The organism is Leptospira yasudae, from assembly GCF_003545925.1.
GTDB classification, from domain to species: domain Bacteria; phylum Spirochaetota; class Leptospiria; order Leptospirales; family Leptospiraceae; genus Leptospira; species Leptospira yasudae.
In genome coordinates, this window is record NZ_QHCU01000014.1 from 1 (window position 1) to 3,685 (window position 3,685).

Annotated in this window: 1 protein-coding gene; it reads left to right on the plus strand. The window is 49.0% G+C overall.

Annotation, left to right across the window (positions count from 1 at the left end; all coding sequences use genetic code 11):
• Positions 1 to 46 precede the first annotated feature (46 nt).
• On the plus strand, positions 47 to 3,685 hold a 3,639-nt coding region (locus tag DLM76_RS21325), incomplete at its 3' end, for a TIGR04388 family protein (RefSeq protein ID WP_147455820.1).

The window sequence follows — 3,685 nt, forward strand, 5'->3', positions numbered from 1 at the left end:
TGTGATCTTAATTTGTCAAAAACATCACAAATTGGATGGATTTCTTATGTCGACTGCGGTGAAAAAGCGTTGTTTGCGATTGGTCGTTTTTGTTTTCGGGCTTATTGTTTTTTTTAGTCATGAAAAATCCAGACTTTTTGCGCAACCGGTCGGTCCGATCGAGCTAAATACGGGCAGTTATCAAGCAAACGACTGGAATTCGCTTTTCGAGCAGGCCTTTCATCTTACGAGTGTGAACTCTTGGGATCAACTGGTGAATCAGCAGTTTATCTCCTTTAAGGCGGATTGGGAGACGCAGGCAAACGTAGAATTTACGAATCTTCTCTCAACGATTACCCAAACCGACGGAATTGTCGGCAATCAAGCGTATATCGATTACGTTACCAATTATCTCAAGATTGAAAAAGAGGATGCGGCTAAGAATTGGGAAGTCTTGGCCTCGGCTCGGATTCAAGAGGAACGGAATTATTTTCTTTCGAGTTTGCAAGGCGCACAGGTGGATGCGTTAGGCAACACGATTCCGAATCCTTCGGGCGGAGCGGTCTCCCAAGCCTTAGAACAGTGGAACTCGAATTTTCAGCAGAACGTTCAAGTCGGTCTTTACGAATTCCAAAGGGCATTGACGGATCTTCAGTCGACGTTCCAAACGATGTGGAACTCGATCTCGGCGACGGACGCGGAGTTTGCGACTAACTTACAGCAGATCGAGGCTTTCGAGACACAAGTACGCAATACCGTTCAAGCCAACAACGACGGACTGAAAGCGTATTTGTTGCAGCAGTCGCTTTTGCATAACCGGAACTCGGCCGGTGTGTCTCTGCTGGGAGACTTCAGTACTCTTACAAATGCGCAGCTCTTGACCGCGTACAACAGCATCGATGAGACGAAGCTGAACGCAGCGGGAAGAAGATTGAAGGATTTGATCGACGATTTGAGCGCGGCTTTGGATCCGGCTCATCCGGCGTCGCTTACGGATATTGCGGATACGATGCAGGATTATTTGGAAGAGCAGCAAACGTATGCGACTACGACCGCGCAAGGGTATCGGGATGCGGAGTATGATATTTGGACGTATGGAATTGGTACTACGCATGCCATTGACCTTACGGGTTCTTTTACAACTACGACTTGGAATCATGCGGTGGCAAACCTTGCACGTAGCTATATCGACAGTCCTACGACAGCGAATCACAGCGCTTTGATGTCGGCCTTGAACGGTTATTTAGGAAATCCTAATTTAGTGGTGAGTGACGTTGGCAATGTGGATTTGGTGGCAAATTCAGATTCCGGTTTTACAAATCAATACCTTTTTTTCAATTCCGATCCGGGGACACCCTTTTTGAGAGTGGGGGGATCGTATCGGACTGAAGGAACGGGGTTTTGGACATTTGAAGGTCTATATTGGGCGGGATGGGCTGGTGTGTTTTGGACGTACACGGAATTGTACGGGGAACAAAACACTTACTTTCAAGGGAACGTTCAGGTTCACGATTTAGCGGCTCAGAATAACGCGGAATTGTATGAGGGATATAGGGACGAACTCGGTGCCAAATTCAATACTTGGCAAAACACACTTCTGCCAGCGATTCAGAACTGGGAACAACAGGTAACGGATTACAAGGCGCGATATACGGAATGGCAGACGAAAAAGGTGGAACTACAGGCGAATCTGCAGACTCAGTATCAATCACAATCTGCGGAACTCTTTCAAAATCGGGACAATTGGCTGACGGAGCTTTCGAATCTGAAAGCGGACGCAAACAATGCTGCGAACAACGTATCCGTTCCCGTTTTTTCGGCGAACGTCAACACGGGTTCGCTTGCCTCGATTTCACAACAGATCAGCTCGTTTCAGAACACGGATCTTCCGGATGCAAACGTCATCAATCAGTTCTCTACGAATCTGCAGCAGGTGGTCAACGGGGCGTATAACCTGAGTTTGATCGAAGCGAATCAGATTTCCGCTCTTCAAAGCCAGAAGGAAGCTTTGGAAAGTCTTACCCAAAACTTAAAAAAACAGAGAGAGATGAAGGACGAGGTTCCGGATGACGTGTTGATTAAGTTTACCGGTAAAAACTCGAATGGGGATGATTCCAACGCTGCGGAAGCGGGTATGTGCATGGGGAGCAAATACAAATCGAATCAAGCCGCGTGCGACGCACTCCAAGATGACAATCGTTATTTTCAAAATAAATATCAGGATGTATATACGGACTCCGCCGGGAATATCCATGTTGTCTATGAGGATAGTACAGGAGTTGCCAGCTTAGACGCGGGAAAGGACGCGACGGATTTTAATAGCTATCACTTAGGAACAAAAACTGTAGATCGAGTGATCGGGAATGCGGGAACGGTGAAGCTTGCGGATACAAGCAAGTTAGGCGGAATCTTTGCGTCGAACTGGTTGTCCGAGTCAAAGGAAGACGAGTTTGTCGCGTATATGAACCAGTCTCAGTCCAATCGGACTAAGGATTATCTGAACGACGAGTTTATCGATTCGATTTCCGCCAATCTACAAGATCTGAATCGTGCAAAGACTCAAAACAACATCACGGCTCAAAAAAGTGCGATTGCACAAGCCAACATTCACAAGACTGCTTCGAGTCTAGTTCAGGCGATGTACGGAGGACAATCCGGGACTGCGTGGGCGAAACAACAGGTTAAGGATATGACGGTTTCCGCCGTTTCCAAAGCGATTTCGAAAGCGTTCCCGAATTTGTCGCCGGATATGGTGGCAGCGTGGCTCGGGAACAAAGAGAACGAAAAAGCTCGCAAGAAAGCGGAACAGCAGATGCAAACTCGGACCATCGTAACCGCCGGAGTGATCGGAGCCGCCGTTACCGTTCTGGGTCCTTTAGCGCTTATGGGAGCAGGAAGCTCTATGACCTTAGCCGCCGCCGGGTCATTGGCCGCGACCGGGGCCGCTTCCGGAGCGATCACAGCTGCCGCACTCACGTATGTTCCCGGTTTGAAAGAAATCGGAAAACCTCTCGCTACGATTTTAAACAAGGGAACCTCGGAGCTTCTCGTAGGGACTACGAAACTATTGACGTCTTCGGATCTTGCCTACGGGGCGGCCGATTTAGGAATCGTATCCAAGGATACATTAAAACATTATAAAACACAGGGAATGGAGACCGCTGAATATGTGCGAGGTAAGGATCTGCAAGCGATTCTTGCAACGGGGGATATTCAGGCGCAGTACAAGGCTGCGTTCAAGGAAGGGGCGTATCTGAAATTTTCGGAAGCGATTTCAACCGGCACAGGAGGAGCGATCGATCCGAAATTGTTGTCCGCACTTTGGCAAGAACACGACCGTAGAATTGCCGCGAACAAAGCCGAACGAGAACAGCAACAACAGATGCTTTCTACTGCCGCATCGATTGCTGCGGCGGTGGCGATGCAGTTTCTTCCGGGACCGGGAAGTGTGGCGGGAGCCAGTCTATTATCGCAGGTAGGGGCTTATTTCAGTTCCGCACAAGGAATGGTAGCGATGGCGAATGCGGCGGTCCAGGGAGTGATCGCATCCCGCCACGGCAACATGAATGAGTTATTTGCCGGCGTAACCAACGGATTGCTGTTAGGTGTGACTGGCCCTGCGGGACTCGCCGGCTATATCAGCTATACCCCTGAACAAAAGTTAAATACGCTTAGCGACTTAATCGACCGGGGAATGAGCGGCGCG